13 protein-coding genes are annotated in these 15,164 nt (G+C 68.4%); 8 read left to right on the plus strand and 5 right to left on the minus strand.

The features are described from left to right. The first annotated feature begins 36 nt into the window (after positions 1-36). Positions 37-1,770, plus strand: a complete 1,734-nt coding sequence (locus tag OWC43_RS00625; RefSeq protein ID WP_393955317.1) for an HWE histidine kinase domain-containing protein — start codon at positions 37-39, stop codon at positions 1,768-1,770. Between the two features lie 132 nt (positions 1,771-1,902). On the opposite strand, the gene OWC43_RS00630 is transcribed toward OWC43_RS00625, so the two are convergent. Then, positions 1,903-2,799, minus strand: coding sequence for a hypothetical protein (locus OWC43_RS00630; RefSeq protein ID WP_393955318.1), 897 nt, complete (start codon positions 2,797-2,799; stop codon positions 1,903-1,905). 274 nt (positions 2,800-3,073) lie between these two features. Between OWC43_RS00630 and OWC43_RS00635 the strand changes: the two genes are divergently transcribed. The 4 genes from OWC43_RS00635 (at position 3,074) to OWC43_RS00650 (ending at position 6,688) form a co-directional block, all read left to right on the plus strand. After that, the gene (locus tag OWC43_RS00635; RefSeq protein WP_137827362.1) at positions 3,074-3,673 is read left to right on the plus strand and encodes a superoxide dismutase; all 600 of its coding nucleotides are present in this window, start codon (positions 3,074-3,076) and stop codon (positions 3,671-3,673) included. A 353-nt stretch (positions 3,674-4,026) separates the two neighbouring features. Next, on the plus strand, positions 4,027-5,556 hold the full coding sequence (murJ, locus tag OWC43_RS00640; RefSeq protein ID WP_393955319.1) for a murein biosynthesis integral membrane protein MurJ: 1,530 nt from the start codon (positions 4,027-4,029) through the stop codon (positions 5,554-5,556). A 31-nt stretch (positions 5,557-5,587) separates the two neighbouring features. Next, the gene (locus tag OWC43_RS00645; protein ID WP_393955320.1) at positions 5,588-6,262 is read left to right on the plus strand and encodes a haloacid dehalogenase type II; all 675 of its coding nucleotides are present in this window, start codon (positions 5,588-5,590) and stop codon (positions 6,260-6,262) included. Positions 6,263-6,343: 81 nt separating this feature from the next. Further along, positions 6,344-6,688: a hypothetical protein gene (locus OWC43_RS00650; RefSeq protein WP_137827365.1), complete on the plus strand. Its 345-nt coding sequence runs from the start codon at positions 6,344-6,346 to the stop codon at positions 6,686-6,688. 60 nt (positions 6,689-6,748) lie between these two features. On the opposite strand, the gene OWC43_RS00655 is transcribed toward OWC43_RS00650, so the two are convergent. The 3 genes from OWC43_RS00655 to OWC43_RS00665 all read right to left on the minus strand — a co-directional run bounded on the left by OWC43_RS00655 (position 6,749) and on the right by OWC43_RS00665 (position 10,510). Then, positions 6,749-8,518, minus strand: a complete 1,770-nt coding sequence (locus OWC43_RS00655) for a carbamoyltransferase (protein ID WP_393955321.1) — start codon at positions 8,516-8,518, stop codon at positions 6,749-6,751. A 95-nt stretch (positions 8,519-8,613) separates the two neighbouring features. Then, a complete protein-coding gene (nhaA, locus tag OWC43_RS00660) occupies positions 8,614-9,810 on the minus strand; it encodes a Na+/H+ antiporter NhaA (protein WP_137827367.1) in 1,197 nt (398 codons plus the stop codon). A 52-nt stretch (positions 9,811-9,862) separates the two neighbouring features. Then, positions 9,863-10,510, minus strand: a complete 648-nt coding sequence (locus tag OWC43_RS00665) for a TlpA family protein disulfide reductase (protein WP_393955322.1) — start codon at positions 10,508-10,510, stop codon at positions 9,863-9,865. A gap of 42 nt (positions 10,511-10,552) precedes the next feature. Between OWC43_RS00665 and argH the strand changes: the two genes are divergently transcribed. The 3 genes from argH to OWC43_RS00680 all read left to right on the plus strand — a co-directional run bounded on the left by argH (position 10,553) and on the right by OWC43_RS00680 (position 13,182). Then, on the plus strand, positions 10,553-11,944 hold the full coding sequence (gene argH / locus OWC43_RS00670; RefSeq protein WP_393955323.1) for an argininosuccinate lyase: 1,392 nt from the start codon (positions 10,553-10,555) through the stop codon (positions 11,942-11,944). 97 nt (positions 11,945-12,041) lie between these two features. Continuing rightward, on the plus strand, positions 12,042-12,329 hold the full coding sequence (locus tag OWC43_RS00675) for a hypothetical protein (RefSeq protein WP_137827370.1): 288 nt from the start codon (positions 12,042-12,044) through the stop codon (positions 12,327-12,329). Positions 12,330-12,456: 127 nt separating this feature from the next. Further along, positions 12,457-13,182, plus strand: a complete 726-nt coding sequence (locus OWC43_RS00680; protein WP_393955324.1) for an invasion associated locus b family protein — start codon at positions 12,457-12,459, stop codon at positions 13,180-13,182. A gap of 73 nt (positions 13,183-13,255) precedes the next feature. On the opposite strand, the gene OWC43_RS00685 is transcribed toward OWC43_RS00680, so the two are convergent. Then, entirely contained in the window at positions 13,256-15,136 is a 1,881-nt protein-coding gene (locus tag OWC43_RS00685) for a S9 family peptidase (protein WP_393955325.1), read from the minus strand. Between the last annotated feature and the right edge of the window lie 28 nt (positions 15,137-15,164).

The following is a 15,164-nucleotide window of genomic DNA, read 5'->3' on the forward strand; positions in this document are numbered from 1 at the left end:
GGTGGAAGCGGCCGGGGCTGCTGAACGGGGAACGGATTGCTCGAACGGGCGGACCAGGGTTCTCGATCGCCGGATGTGTCGCCCGGCCTCTACCGGGCTGCCTTCGAGGCTGCGCCGGTTGGACTCGCGATTCTCTCGCCCGATCGCCGGACCATCCGGGCGGCCAATCCGCGTCTCTGTCGCTGGCTCGGGCTCGAACTCGGTAGCCTCGACGGTCAGTCAGCGACGTCCGTGCTGGACGGCGCGCTCGCCGTCGAAGCCGGAATCCACCGCTGGCGGCGCGCCGATGGCACCGGTATCGATCTGCGCCTGTCCCTCTCGGAGGGGGCGGGTGGCGAGACGGTGGCGGTGGCCGAGCCGGTCGATGCCGATGAGCTGGTCCGGGCCGAGCAGAATCGCGATGCCTTGACCGCAGCCGGCCTCGGCGAATGGCGCTGGGACCTTGAGACCGGCGAGATGGCCTTCTCACGCAGGGCGGCACAGATCCTCGGCTACGCGCCGGGTCGCTCCGTGACGTGGGCGGCGATGCGCGAGCGGATCGACCCGGACGAGGCGGAGCGCATCGGAATCACCGTCGCCGAAGCGATCGCGGAACGGCGCCCTTACGAGTTTCAGACGCGCTTTCGTCGCGCTACGGACGATTCCGAGATCTGGATCGGGGCCCGCGGAGAGGCGCTCCTGTCTCCGGACGGTGCGCCGATCCGCATCGTCGGTGTGGTTCAGGACATCACCACACGGGTCGAAGCGCGCGCCGCTTTGGCCGAGCGCGAGGAGCGGCTGCGGGTCGCCACCACGGTCGCCAATCTCGGCATCTTCGAATGGCACGTCCTCGATGATCGGGCGACCTGGGAAAACGATCGGATGTTCGCCCTATTCGGCCGGCGGCCGGAAGAGGGCAGCATCGGCAAGGCGACCTTTCTGAAGGAGATCCTGCACCCCGACGATCGCTCGATGTTCCGTCAGGCGATCGTGCGGGCGTTGCGGGACGACACGATCCTGCACGCCACCGGACGCATCCGCCGCCACGACGACGGCACGTGGCGCACCATCGATATGGCGGGCCGGTTCGAGCGGAGCCGCCCCGGCTCCTTGCCCCGGCGTCTGATCGGCGTCGTTGCCGACGTGACCGATCATTATCAATCCGAGGAGCGGCGGAGCCTGCTCATCCGCGAATTGCATCATCGGGTGAAGAACACGCTGGCCACGGTTCAAGCGATCGTGGGCTCGACCGCGCGCACCGCGACCAGCATCGACAACTTCCACGAAGCCTTCGTCGGCCGCATCAAGTCCCTCGCGCATACTCACAGCGTGCTGACCGAGGCGACGTGGCAGACCGCGAATCTGCGCGACCTGCTCGCCTCCGAGCTGATGCCCTACACCGAGAGCGAGACGGAGACTTCTCCGGATCTGCGCATCGCCCTGGACGGTCCCCCGGTCGATCTGCCCTCCGACATCGCGGTGCCGATCGGCATGGCGATCCATGAGCTGACGACCAATGCGGCGAAGTACGGCGCCCTTTCCACCGGGCGCGGACGCGTCGCCATCACGTGGAGCGTCGAGGCGGGCATGCTGCATCTCGACTGGCGCGAGAGCGGCGGCCCCGCCGTCGCGCCGCCGACCCGCCAGGGCTTTGGTTCACGCCTCCTGCAACGAGTTCTGACGACGCAGGTCCAGGCGAAGATCACCACGGATTATGCGCCGGAGGGCTTCCACCTGACGCTCGCCGCGCCCCTTCCGGAGCGAAACCCGGCGCTCAATCCGCTGGCGTGATGGGGCGTGAGACGCGAGCGGCGCTGTCGTGTTCGTTGAGACGTTTGGTCCATCGAGTCGATCGCGGCAACCGAACCCAGACCTTGACCCTGCAACGGCTTGAGCCGCGGCGGGCTACAAGTCACGAAGTGCTCAGGCTGCCCCGCGGGCCTCTTCGCCGCCCGCATTGACGAAGCTCTTGAGTTCATCGAGCGAGCCGAAGGTGAATCGGCCCCGCGGCGTGTCCGCCTCGATCGACCCGTCTGAGAACATCACGTAGGTGTTGGCGCCCGACGAATAGCTGCCCACCGCGTGGCGTTCGGACTCTCCGTCAGAAGTGTGAACGCCTTCCGCCGTCGCCTCTGTCGACTTCCCGTCGTCAACCTTGGTTTCGGGCTGCTGTGCCACGGGGGACGAAGCTTCCTCCGCCGGCAGATCGAGCGCCGGACGCAGGCCCAGGCCCTCGGCGGTGGGCAGGCTCGGTTCCGGCTTGGTGTTCGGCGTGGAGACTTTCTCCACGGCGTAAACTTCGTCGTCTGGCTGGACACGCTGGGGAGCCTCAGGCTCCGGCAGGAGATCGGGCAACAGCGGCTCGACCTCCCTCGAAGCCGCGGCAGCCGGCTCGGGATCCTCGAAGACGGGCTCGCTGCCCCGTCCACCGGACCGGGTGGCACTCAGAGCGCCGAGGCCTGCCAGCCCGGCCGCGCCGGCCATCGGCCCTGCGGGAGCAGCCGAAGACCCGACGGACGGCGTGGCGAGAGGGGGATCGTCGGGGGCGGCGAGCCAGGACGGGGCTTCGGTCATGCTCGGCCCGGCGCTCGGCTGCTGAAAGCCTTCCTCGCGCAGGCCGATGATCGCCCGCTGCACCCGGCGCAGCCGATCGACTACCGCCGAAAGGCCGAGCAGGATGACCCCGGCCGATGCCGCGGTCGATCCACCGATCACCATGGCGAGGCCGCTCTCCAGGCGCACGTAGGGAAAGCCCTGAACCACGGCGGCCACGCCGCCGAGAATCATGACGAGACTGAGCGCGAGCAGCGCGACGACCATGGTACTCTCGAATGACTGTCGCGGGCGGCAGGGAGCGATAGGATAACCCCCGGAACCCGCATTGCAAAATTCGCGGCGGACGTTGCACGGCCAAATCGGGCGTTTCCGCGGCTTCGCCCCTATTCTCCCACAGTTCGCGGCGCCACCGGTCGTTGCCGATCCCGAGGGATCGACTTACCTACCCGGCGTCGCCTCGCCGGCCGCGCACCGGGCCCGTCCCCCGGTACGCCCTTCGACCCACGCCCGTGAGGCCCGGATAACCCAGGAGACCCGCATGACGTTCACCCTGCCGGAGCTGCCCTACGCGTACGACGCGCTGGGGCCCTACATGTCGAAGGAAACCCTCGAGTTTCACCACGACAAGCACCACAAGGCCTATGTCGACACCGGCAACAAGCTGCTGGAAGGCACGGACCTCGCCGGCAAGAGCGTCGAGGAGATCGTCAAGGCGAGCTACGGCACGAACCAAGCGCTGTTCAACAATGCTGGCCAGCACTTCAACCACCTCCATTTCTGGAATTGGATGAAGCCCAATGGCGGCGGCCAGCCCCCGGCGGCCCTCGCTTCGAAGATCGACGAGGATCTCGGCGGATACGAGAAGTTCAAGGCCGATTTCATCCAGGCTGGCGTCGGTCAGTTCGGCTCCGGCTGGGCCTGGCTCGCGGTCAAGGACGGCAAGCTCGTCATCCAGAAGACCCCCAACGGCGAGAACCCGCTGGTCCATGGCGCGACCCCGATCCTCGGCGTCGACGTGTGGGAGCATTCCTACTACATCGATTACCGCAACCGCCGTCCCGACTACCTCAAGGCGTTCATCGAGAACCTCGTGAACTGGGAGTATGTCGAGAAGCTGTACGGCGAGGCGAAGGCCTGATCGTCTCCGTCTGAACTATCTTTCCCGGGTCGTCCCATCCGCGATGGGGCGGCCCTTTTCGTGCGCGGCGTGGCGCGGTTGTCATTGCCCCGGGTTGGCAGGACGCCTTACTGCCCACAGCAGGCGCCGCTTCGGGATCGGTCAATCTAACTATCTCCCTCATCCTGAGGTGCCGCGAAGCAGCCTCGAAGGAGGGCTCCAGAGATCGCGCGTGATCTGGAGCCCTCCTTCGAGGCCTTCGCTTCGCTGCGGCACCTCAGGTTGAGGGGGGATGATTGGATTGGCGCTGCCGATCCGGCCGCCAATCATTCAAGCGATCTTCGACGGCTCGCACAGGATCGACACCCAAACGCATGATCCGCTCGATCCTCTCCGTCGGTGGCTGGACGCTCATCTCGCGGGTCACCGGCTTCGCCCGTGACGTGGTCACGGCCGCGGTGATGGGTGCGGGGCCGATCGCCGATGCCTTCGTCGTCGCCTTCCGCCTGCCGAACCATTTCCGGGCGATCTTCGGTGAGGGCGCATTCAACACCGCCTTCGTGCCCGCCTATGCGCGGCTGGAAGAGGCGGGCGCGGCGGGCGCGGCCAGGAGGTTCGCCGATCGCGTCTTCACGCTGATGCTGCTGGTCCAGGTGGCGCTGCTGGCGGTGGCCTTGCCGGCGATGCCCTGGATCGTGCGGGCGCTGGCCCCGGGATTTGCGGACGATGCCGGACGCTTCGCGCTGGCCGTCGATCTCACGCGCATCACCTTCCCCTACCTGCTGTTCATGACGCTGGTGACGTTGTTCTCCGGCATCCTCAACGCCCATCGCCGCTTCGCCGCCGCCGCCGGCGCGCCGGTGCTGCTCAACCTCGCCATGCTCGTGGCCCTGGCGCTGGCCTTCCTGTTTCCGAACGCGGCCTACGCCGCCGCCTGGGGCGTGTCGGTGTCGGGCGTGCTGCAATTCGGTCTGGTGTGGTGGGATGCGCGGCGCGCGGCCTATGCCCCCCGGCTGGTGCGTCCGACCCTGCGCGATCCGGACATGGTCCGCTTTTTCAAGGTGCTCGGTCCGGCCGTGATCGGATCGGCCGGGTTTCAGATCGCGTCGTTCGCCGACACCATCATCGCGAGCTTCATGCCGGTCGGTGCGGTCTCGGCGCTCTATTACGCGGATCGCCTGTATCAGCTTCCCTTCGGCGTCATCGCCATCGCCGCGGGCACCGTACTTCTGCCAGAGATGAGCCGCCGGCTCGCGGCAGGCGATGCCGTCGGGGCCCACGCGGCCCAGAACCGGGCGGCGGGCTTCTCGCTCGCGCTCTCGGCCCCCTTCGCCGTCGCCTTCCTGACCCTGCCGGGGCCGATCATGGCCGCCCTGTTCCAGCGTGGGGCCTTCACCGCCGAGGATGCGGCGCGCGCCGCGGCCGTGCTCGCGGCCTATGGGCTGGCCCTTCCGGCCGTGGTGCTGCTGCGCTCGATCGTGGCGAGCTTCTACGCCCGGCAGGACACGAAGACGCCGCTCTACGCCTCACTGACCGGCATCGCCGTCAATGTCGGGCTGAAAGTCGTGCTGACCGGTCCTTACGGGGTTGCCGGTCTCGCTCTGGCGACCGCCATCGGCGCGTGGATCAACCTGGGCCTCCTCTATACCCTGGCCCTCCGGCGGGGCTGGACCGCGCCCGGACGCACGCTGCTGGTCACCGTCGGGGTGGTCGCCGGTGCGAGCGTCGGCCTCGGCCTGCTGGCGATCTACGGTTTCCCCTTCGCCGAGCGGATCGTGCCGGAGCTTCCCCATTTCCGTGGGGTCGCGGTGCTCGCGCTGGTCGGGATGGCCGGAGCGCTCGCCTATGCCGGTGTCCTGCTGGTCGCCCTGCGTCTCTTCGGCGTGCGTTTGCGCCGCAGGTAGCCATCCCTCACCGTCACCACAGATGTGCGGCATGGCCCAAACCGAACTCCTCGCCGGCAAGACCCACGCCGTTTTCGACGCCTACGGCACGTTGTTCGACGTGCATTCGGCGGTCTCCCGTCACGCAGGGGCCATCGGCCCTCGGGCGCAGCCCCTGTCCGAGCTGTGGCGCACCAAGCAGCTCGAATACAGCTGGGTGATCGGTCTGATGGGACGCTACACGCCGTTCTGGACTCTGACCGAGCGAGCGCTCGACTTCGCCCTCGCCACATATCCCGACGTCGATCCGGCCCTTCGCGAAACCTTGCTCGACGCCTATCGCGACCTCGATGCCTATGGCGAGGTGCCCGACACGCTGACGCGGCTGCGCGATGCCGGGCTGAAGACCGCCCTGTTCTCCAATGGCAATGCGGCGATGCTCGAGAGAGCGGTCGCCTCGGCCGAACTCGGCGATCAGCTCGACGCGGTGCTGTCGGTCGATCCGGTTTTGACCTTCAAGACGGCACCGGCCGCCTACCAAATGGTGCTCGACCGGTTTGGAGCCGCGCGGGAGGACGTGCTGTTCTTTTCGTCGAATTGCTGGGATATCGCCGGAGCGACGGCCTTTGGGTTCGATGCGGTCTGGGTCAACCGGAAGGGCCAGCCGGACGAGTATCCGGACCTGCCCCCGCGGGCGGTGGTGTCAGCTCTCGATGACGTTATCTGAACGGCAGCAGAAGGGCGCGTTCGCCATTCCTTAAGCACGGTCAAGCTAGCGTGGCGGCACGTTTCCCGGAGGTATGTTCCCGTGCCCGCGTCGTCCGTCTCCGTCCTCGCCCGGAAGGGCGCTTACGCGGCGCTCCTCGCCGCCGCCCTCGTTTCCACCGCCCCCGCTTCGGCCCGCGATGGCCGCAACGGCGCCCTCATCGGTGGTGCCGCTGCCGGTGTCGTCGGCGGCCTTGCCCTCGGTGCCCTTCTGAACGGCGCGCCTCCCCCGCCCCCCCGTCCGGCTCCGCGCCCGGTCTATGTCGAGGAAGAGCCCATCTATGTCGCCCCGCCGCCGCGCCGGGGCCCGATCTGCCACTACGAGCGGCGCAAGCAGTGGCTCAACGAAGACGAGTACACCTACAAGAAGGTCGAAGTCTGCGAGTGACGCTAGCCGGACCGGGATGCCGGAAGGCGGACCGGAGAGAGTTTGAATGGGCGTCCGCTTCTAGGCGGGCGCCTTTTTCGTCAGGATCCAGTCCTCGACCACGACGGCGTCGAGACCGGTCGTGTAGAACATCAGAATCGCGTCCTCCGCCGTGTGGAGGATCGGCTTCCCCATGATGTTGAAGCTCGTGTTGAGCAGGATCGGGACGCCGGTCAATTCCGCGAAAGTGGAGATCAGCGAGGCGTAGAGCGGGTTGCGCTCGGCCGTGACGCTCTGAAGCCGGCCGGTGCCATCTTCATGCACCACCGCCGGCACGCGCGCCCGCACGGCGTCGCGCCAGACCAGGGTGCGTTCCATATACGGGCTGTCGGCATAATTCTCGAACCAGTCCGGGCCGGCCTCGGCCAGGATCGACGGCGCGAAGGGGCGAAACCCCTCTCGGTACTTCACCTTGGCGTTCAAGGACTCTTTGGCATGGGCCGGTCGCGGGTCGGCCAGGATCGAGCGGTTGCCGAGCGCTCGCGGCCCGAATTCAGCCCGCCCCTGCACCCACCCGACGAGACCGCCCGCCGCCAGGATCCGGGCCGCTTCCCGGGTCACCCCCTCATGCCCGAGGCGGCGGGCGCGGGGTTCCCCTTCGGCCATACGCTCCAACGGCTCGGTCGAGACGGTGGAGCCGAGATAGGGCGTGAGCGGGCGCATCTGCGCCTTTGGGCCCATCCAATCGGGATCGTCCTCGGCCAGGGCCAACCAAGCGGCGCCGACGGCGTTGCCGTCATCGGCGGGGGCCGAGGGCACGTGCAGGCGCTCGAAGCCCGAGCGTGCGAGCACGCGGCCGTTATAGGACGAGTTGAGTCCGCAGCCGCCGGCGATCACGAGGTTTTCGGATGGGGCCAGCGCCCAGGCCTCCGCGACGAGTGCATCCATCAACTCGGAGAAGATGTCCTGGCCGCACCGGGCGAGATCGGCCCAGCCCTGCTCATCGAGATCGGCCGGCCGACGCGCCAGCACCGCTGCGGCGACGGCCTGCACGGTCTCGGCATCGGCGAATCGGATGCGGCCCTCCTCGATCGTGAAGAGACGACGCAGCAGGTCCATGAGGGCCGGATCGGTGCGTCCATAGGGGGCGAGCCCCATGATCTTCCATTCCTCGCCCTTGATCTGGTCGAAGCCGGCCAGATCCGTGATGAGGCCGTAGAGGAACCCGACCGAGCCGCGCCCACGATGGCGCCGAACCTCCTCGATGCGGCCGTCCTTCAAGCGATAGATCGCCGCCGCGCCGGTCTCGCCCATGCCGTCGACCACGAGGGCGGTCGCCTCCGCGAACGGGCTCCCCCACAGGGCGTAGGCGGCATGGGCCCGATGGTGCGCGTAGCGCCGCTGTCCAGCGATCGTCGCCCGGGGCCTGCCGCCGAAGCCGCGGGTCTCGTTGTCGAGCGCCAGCATCGTGCCGTTGCCGGCCCGCGCCTGCATGGCGTGGAGATCGGCGATGAAGACGCGTTCGGCGCGCTCCGGCACGAAGGAGCGGTTGAGGGTCGAGGGGTGAGCCGCCAGGGCCGTGAGATCGAAGGCGCCGGAGGCCGCTTGGCCCTTCAGGAACTCGGAAAATTGTTCGCCCCAGGACGAGGCGATGACGAGTTCGGCGCCTTCCGGCACGTAACGCTTGAGAAGTCCGGCCATGCGCGTGCCGGGATCAGGCTCGCAATTCGGCGCGCGCTTGTATTGCAGGTAACGCTCGGCGGCTTCAGCGAACAAGACCGTGCCGTCCGGCCCGATCAGGGCGAGCGCCGGATCGTGGAAGGTCGTCGCGAGGCCGAGGTAGTAGCGCATGAAGGCCGGGCTACACCCCGCCGAGATGCGCTGCAACGCCGCGAATAGCCTGCTCGACGGTGCAGGCTCGCAGGCGCAACGCGTCTTGTCAGGGGTTAAACGCGCTCGCGCGCCGTCCTTCGCGCAAGAAGAAGCACCCCTGCCCCGACGATTCCGGACAGCAGCGACCCGCCGAGCACCCCGAGCTTGGTCTCGGTCTCGTGCAGGCCATCGGTGAAGGCGAGCCCGCCGATGAACAGGCTCATGGTGAAGCCGATGCCGCAGAGGAGCGCCACGCCGTAGATTTGCGGCCAGCTCGCACCCGACGGACGGGTCGCGAGGCCGGTCGCGACGGCGAGACGCACGGCGGCGAAGATGCCGGCCTGCTTGCCGAGGAACAATCCGAGCGCGACACCGAGCGTCACCGGATCGAGGAGCGCGCGCGCGGGTAGGCCAAGAAGCGTCACGCCGGCATTGGCGAAACCGAAAACGGGGACGATCAGGAACGAGACCCAGGGGCTCAGGCCATGCTCCAGCCGATGGAGCGGCGAGGTCGTGTCCTCCGGCCGGCCGGGGCTCGGACGGATCGGGATGAACAGGGCGAGCAGGACGCCGGCCACAGTGGCGTGGACGCCAGAGCGCAGCACGAAGAACCACAACGCCAGCCCGGCCGCCAGATACGGCAGGAGGGTTCGGACGCCGAGGCGATTGAGGGCGAAGAGGAGCGCCAGCACGCCCGCAGCGGCGGCGAGCATCGTGATGTCGAGGCTGCCCGTGTAGAACAGGGCGATGATGATCACCGCGCCGAGATCGTCGACGATGGCGACCGCCGACAGGAAGACCTTGAGCGAGATCGGCACGCGCGGGCCGAGCAGGGCGAGCACGCCGAGGGCGAAGGCGATGTCGGTGGCGGCGGGAATGGCCCAGCCACGAGCCGTCGCGCCACCGGCATTGAAGGCGAGGTAGACGAGAGCGGGTGCGATCATGCCGGCGGCGGCGGCCAGCCCCGGCAACACCCGGTCGGGCCAGGTGCGCAAGCGTCCGTCCAGGGCCTCCCGCTTGATCTCCAATCCGACCATCAGGAAGAACACGACCATCAGGCCATCATTGATCCAGTGGAGCAGGCTCAAAGGCCCCAGGTGGAGATGCAGGGCGTGGTGATAGCCCTCGGCCAGGGGCGAATTGGCGACGGCGAGCGCCGCCGCGGCGGCGGCCATCAGCACGATCCCGCCCGCGGCGTCGTTCGTCAGGATCGTTCGGATTGCCGAGAGCGGACGCGACCGCGGGCGCAGGGCGGAAGACGGATCGTTCATGTCGCCTCGATGCCCGTCCCCGGCCGGCGCCGCAACCCAACGCGGATCAAGATCAGGCGCCCTGACCGAGCGCGGCGCGGATCAGGCCCTTGCCCTCCTCGCCCGACCATTCGGCCGGGCCCTTCATGACGCCGAGCACGCAGCCTTTCGGGTCGATCAGCATCGTGGTGGGGAGGCCTGTCGAGCCGGCGGCGGATTGCAGGGCGGGCAGGACCTTGCCCTCCGGATCGCCAAAATAGGTCAGGTGGGCGATGGCGTTGGCCTTGAACCAAGCGGGCGGCTTGTCGAGGTTGCGCGTCTCGACATTGATCGCCACTACCTGGAACCGGTCACCGCCCAACTCGGCCTGAAGCCGATCGAGGGCCGGCATCTCCGCCTTGCAGGGGGCACACCACGTTGCCCAGAGATTGACCAGCAACAGTTTCGATCCGAGGGCGGAGAGGTCGCTCGGAGCGCCGTCCGGGCCCTTGAAGCTCAGCGCCGGAGCCGGACGCGGGGTCGGCCACGCCTCGAAGGCGGCGACCGAACCGCGGGCATGGGGGGCGATGCGGGCCGCGACCGGCGCGGCCTGCGCACAGGGACCGGACGGAGCGACGCCCACGAGGTTGCCGAGGTTCGAGCCCGTCCCGTATAGGGCGAGGCCGCCGAGGAGCGCGGCGGCGAGGCCGCCGGCGATCAGGAATTTCGGGTTTGCCCTCACCGGCAATCTCCCGTGCGCGCAGTCGAGAAGGTGGAACGGGCCATGAGCAACCGGATGTGGGGCGGGCGCTTCGCGAGCGGCCCCGCCGAGATCATGGAGGAGATCAACGCCTCCATCGGGTTCGACCGGCGCCTCGCGCCCCAGGACATCCGCGGTTCGCTGGCGCATGTCGCGATGCTGGGAGCGCAGGGCATCCTGCCGGCCGCCGATGTGGCCGCGATTTCCGACGGGCTCAAGTCCGTCGAGGCCGAGATCGCGCGTGGCGAATTCGCCTATCGCCGCGACCTCGAGGACATTCATATGGCGGTGGAGAGCCGCCTGACCGAGATCGTCGGACCGTCGGCGGGGCGCCTTCACACCGCCCGCTCGCGCAACGACCAGGTCGCCACCGACATGCGTCTGTGGGTGCGCGACACCCTCGACGCGCTCGACGCCCAGGTCGCCGAGTTGCAGCTTGTCCTGGCGGAGAGCGCGTTGCGCTTCGCCGGCACGGTGATGCCGGGCTTCACCCACCTGCAATCGGCCCAGCCGGTCACGTTCGGCCATCACTGCCTCGCCTATGTCGAGATGCTGGCCCGTGACCGGGGCCGGTTCCGCGATGCCCGCACCCGCCTGAACGAGTGCCCCCTCGGTGCCGCTGCGCTTGCCGGAACCTCCTTCCCGATCGACCGGCACGCCACGGCCGCGGCGCTCGGCTTCGATCGGCCGACCGCGAACTCCCTCGATTCGGTGGCCGATCGCGACTTCGCGCTGGAATCGCTCGCCGCCGCCTCGATCTGCGCGGTCCACCTCTCGCGCTTCGCCGAAGAGCTGGTGGTGTGGACCTCGGCGCAGTTCGGCTTCGTGAAGCTGTCGGACCGCTTCACCACCGGCTCGTCGATCATGCCGCAGAAGCGCAATCCGGACGCGGCCGAGTTGGTCCGGGCCAAGGCCGGCCGGATCATCGGCGCGATGACCGGTCTGCTCATCGTCATGAAGGGGCTGCCGCTCGCCTATTCCAAGGACATGCAGGAGGACAAGGAGGGCACGTTCGATGCGCTTCAGTCGCTTTCGCTGTGCTTGGCCGCGATGACCGGCATGGTCCGCGACCTCGAACCGGTCACCGAGACGCTGAAGCGCGCGGCGGGCTCCGGCTACGCCACCGCCACCGATCTGGCCGATTGGTTGGTGCGGGAACTCGGCATGCCGTTCCGACAGGCCCACCACGTCACCGGTCGCGTCGTGGCCGCTGCAGCCGAGCGCGGCGTCGGACTGGAGGAACTGCCGCTCGCCGAGATGCAGGCCATCGAGCCGCAGATCACGGACGCCGTCTTCGCCGTGCTCGGTGTCGACAACTCCGTGGCGAGCCGGACGAGCTACGGCGGCACGGCACCGGACAACGTCCGGGCGCAGGCACAGGCGTGGCTCGGGAAATTGCAAACTGTGGAGAAGTAGCTCCGGCTCGGCGGGAACGGGCACGGAAAATGCCGCGTTCATGAAACGGCTAGGTAAGCTTGGCTATCCGGCCGCTCGTACCCGCGGAGCCCCGTCGATGAACGTTGAGAGCTGGATCACGGTCGAGGAAACCCCTGTGCTGGCGCAGGCAGCGAGGGAGGCGATCGACGCCCGCCTCGCCCGGCTCTCCGACACTGAACGTGATGCGTTCTGGGCATCGATCCGCAAGGCGTACAACACCCCCTACAACGACCCGGTGAAGAAGCCTGCGGCACCCAAGCCCGTCGAACCCGTTCCGACGGTCGAGTTGCACCTCCCCGAGGTGGATCTGCCGGCTGCGGCCCTGGCCTCAGCCGCGCTGTCGGCGGAAATTCGGGCGGTCTGATCGCACCGGGCGCGGCGGTTTTTGCGTTGATCGCCTCCGGCGGGACTTCCCTGTACCGCCCGTCGCCATCATGCTGCCGCGAGAGAAGGCGACCGGAACCGCCCGTTCGTCCGGAACCCTGAGTGAGATGACGCGGCCGATCCTCCCTTTCCTGCCCGTCTCGGGTCGGTGCCTGCCCGCCCTGCCGGTCCTCCTGGCGCCCTGGATGATCGCCGCCGGTGCGATGCTCGTTCCGGCGCCGGTCGAGCGGGCCTTCGCTCAGGCTGCGGGCGAAGCCCCCGCCGCCGAGGCCGCCCCGGAGGAAGGCCGCCGCGGACGCCGTGCGCGGCGGCAGCCGAAAGCCAGTCCCAAGAACAGCGCGCTGCCCCCCGGCATGCAACAGGCGGTCCCGCTTGCCGTCTTCGGCGATTGGAACGTGTTCACGAACGGCGGCCAATCCCGCGACAAGCTCTGCTACGCCATCGCGCAACCGACGGCGCGGAGCCCCAAATCCCTGGCCCGTGATACGGGTTACCTGTTCGTCTCCCTCGCCAAGGGCGGTGCGCAGAGCGAGATCGCGGTGATGCTCGGTTTCAAGCCGAGACCTGCGGCCGCGCAGGCCAAACCCGGTGCGGCGGCCGCGCCGAGCGACCCCTATCTCACCGTCGGCGCGAATCGCTACGGCCTCGTCGTCAAGGACGAGAACGCCTGGATCCAGAACCAGGCGGAGGAGCCACGGATCGTCGCCGAGATGAGTCGTACCCAGACCGCGACGGTGCGCACGACCTCGCAGCGAGGCAACCCGACCCAGGACGAGTACGCCCTCGGCGGTTTCGCCGAGGCGCTCAAGCGGGCACGGGAGGAGTGCAAGTAGCGGCGGGGGGCAGCTCCGGCCGCTTTCGGGTGTCCGGTTGCCCGGCCGCGAGGGCAGTCGTCGGGGCGAATTCCTATCCCTCCCGGAGAACCTGAACCGAGGACCCCGTCGCCTCGCTCTCCTGGATCGGCTCGCACATCCCGCCGAGATGGCGGGCCAGGAAGGCTTCGGCGCGGGCGAAGAAGGCGAGGCGATTTGCCGGGCGGACGAGGCCGTGGCCCTCATCCGGGTACAGCAGGTAGGTGACCGGGATGCCGCTCCGTTCGAGGGCCGCGATCATCTGATCGGACTCGGCCTGCTTGACCCGCGGATCGTTCGCGCCCTGCACGATCATCAGCGGCGCGCGGATCCGGTCGGCGAAGTAGACTGGCGACCGTTCGCGGATCAGCGTCATTCCGGCTTCGGTGTCGGGATCGCCGATGGCGCGGTGAAGCTGTGCCCGCATCGCCTCCCAATAGGGCGGGATCGTCCGCACGAGGGTTTCGAGATTGGACGGTCCGACCAGATCGATGCCGCAGGCATAGGTATCGGGATTGCGCGCAAGGCCCATCAGCGTGGCATAGCCGCCATAGCTGCCGCCCATGATCGCCACGCGTTTCGGATCGGCCACACCCTCCGCCACCGCCCAGGCGACGGCGTCGAGGAGGTCGTCGTCCATGGCCCGGCCCCACTCGCCGTCGCCGGCATTGAGGAACGTCTTTCCGAAGCCGGACGAGGACCGGAAATTGACGCTCAAGGCCGCGTAGCCGCGATTGGCCAGCCATTGATGCATCGGGTCGAAGCCGAATCCGTCGCGCGCCCATGGCCCGCCATGGACGAGGAGGACCATCGGCCACGGTCCGTCCGCACCGAGGGGGCGAGTCAGATAGGAGACGAGGTCGAGCCCGTCGCGGGAGCGGATCACAGAGGGCTGCATCGGCGCGAGCGGCGCGCCGTCGAGTTCCGGGCGGGCGCTGCCGAGGGGCCGCAGCGTCTTCGTCGTTCGGTCGTAGAGTAGGGCTTCCCCGATCCGCGTGTCGGAGAAGGTGACGACGATCCAGAATTTGTCGTCCTCGCTCCGGCTCGACGGATAATAGTCGCCGAGTCCCTGGCCTTCGAGGAAGCTGAAATCCTCGCGGAAGCGCTCGTCCAGCACGTGCCAGGAGCGACGGGCATGGGTGACCGAGTAGGCGATCGGCTCGCGGGTTTCGATATCGAGCAGCACCGTGCCGATATCGGCCTCGTCATGGGCGGCGATGGTGCGCAGCGCGCCGCTCTCGAGATCGATCTGGGTCAGCGCCGCGGTGTCGCGACCACGGCTGTCGCGGCAGAAGAGGAGGTTGCCCGCCGTGTTGAGATTCTCGGCGCCCGAGCCGCGGGCATCTTCGGCGGAGAATGTCAGCCAGCGCTTCCAGGTCTCGCCCTCCCGGATCAGAAGATTGCTCGACCCGTCCCGGCGATTCTCCGCGGCGAACCGAACGGCGTAGGTCTCGTCGATCAGAAAGCCGACGAAGCCCGGATTCTGGACGACGAGCTGGCGCTCGCCCGTCGCCAGATCGACGCTGTGCAGGTCGTGGAAGCGCGCGTCGCGATCGTTGAGGGCGAGCAAGACCCGGTCGCGGACGATGCGGCTCATGCCGACAATGCCGGCGGCGATGCCGGGATAGGGGGTCAGGTCCCGATGCGCGCCGGATTCGAGGTCGGCGGCGAAGACGTGATAGTTCTCGTCGCCGTCGGCATCCTGAACGTAGAGCAGGTGGCGACCATCATAGGCGAAGCCGAAGGTATCGACGGCCCGGCGCCGGTCGCGCGTCACCGGTGCAGCGGCGTCGAGATCGTCGAGCGGCGCCGACCAGATGTTGAGCACCCCGTCGAGGGGTGCGACCCAGGCGAGGCGCTTCCCGTCCGGGCTAATCTGATGGCCGTACCGCGTCGGGTTGCCGAACAGGTGCTGGCGCGGAATCAGATCGACCATGGCGTCTCCTCGCGGGGCTTATGCCGCC

This window comes from Methylorubrum sp. POS3 (assembly GCF_043352485.1).
GTDB classification, from domain to species: domain Bacteria; phylum Pseudomonadota; class Alphaproteobacteria; order Rhizobiales; family Beijerinckiaceae; genus Methylobacterium; species Methylobacterium suomiense.

Bases quoted from the DNA above. Each gene is read 5' to 3' on its own strand.
- OWC43_RS00630 (WP_393955318.1), bottom strand. From the start codon at position 2,799: ATGGTCGTCGCGCTGCTCGCGCTCAGTCTCGTCATGATTCTCGGCGGC.
- OWC43_RS00635 (WP_137827362.1), top strand. From the start codon at position 3,074: ATGACGTTCACCCTGCCGGAGCTGCCCTACGCGTACGACGCGCTGGGG.
- murJ (WP_393955319.1), top strand. From the start codon at position 4,027: ATGATCCGCTCGATCCTCTCCGTCGGTGGCTGGACGCTCATCTCGCGG.
- OWC43_RS00645 (WP_393955320.1), top strand. From the start codon at position 5,588: ATGGCCCAAACCGAACTCCTCGCCGGCAAGACCCACGCCGTTTTCGAC.
- OWC43_RS00655 (WP_393955321.1), bottom strand. From the start codon at position 8,518: ATGCGCTACTACCTCGGCCTCGCGACGACCTTCCACGATCCGGCGCTC.
- nhaA (WP_137827367.1), bottom strand. From the start codon at position 9,810: ATGAACGATCCGTCTTCCGCCCTGCGCCCGCGGTCGCGTCCGCTCTCG.
- argH (WP_393955323.1), top strand. From the start codon at position 10,553: ATGAGCAACCGGATGTGGGGCGGGCGCTTCGCGAGCGGCCCCGCCGAG.
- OWC43_RS00675 (WP_137827370.1), top strand. From the start codon at position 12,042: ATGAACGTTGAGAGCTGGATCACGGTCGAGGAAACCCCTGTGCTGGCG.
- OWC43_RS00680 (WP_393955324.1), top strand. From the start codon at position 12,457: ATGACGCGGCCGATCCTCCCTTTCCTGCCCGTCTCGGGTCGGTGCCTG.
- OWC43_RS00685 (WP_393955325.1), bottom strand. From the start codon at position 15,136: ATGGTCGATCTGATTCCGCGCCAGCACCTGTTCGGCAACCCGACGCGG.